A 268-nucleotide genomic window follows, 5' to 3' on the forward strand; every position below is an offset into this window, starting at 1 on the left:
CTTGATTGATGTTCGTAACTTAGAAATCACAGGTAAAGTAGCAGAGCACGTATTAGATGAAGTTGGTATTACAGTGAACAAAAATACAATTCCATTTGAAACAGCAAGCCCATTTGTAACAAGTGGCGTACGTATCGGTACAGCAGCTGTAACATCTCGTGGTTTCGGTTTAGAAGAAATGGATGAAATTGCGTCACTTATTGCTTATACATTAAAAAATCATGAAAATGAAGCTGCATTAGAAGAAGCACGTAAGCGTGTAGAAGCG

At 37.7% G+C, this 268-nt stretch carries 1 pseudogene; it reads left to right on the plus strand.

From position 1 onward, the window contains the following. Positions 1–268 (plus strand): annotated as a pseudogene (locus FE392_RS23155) (serine hydroxymethyltransferase); the annotation flags it as partial.

This window comes from Xenorhabdus santafensis (genome assembly GCF_033949405.1).
Classification (GTDB): domain Bacteria; phylum Pseudomonadota; class Gammaproteobacteria; order Enterobacterales; family Enterobacteriaceae; genus Xenorhabdus; species Xenorhabdus santafensis.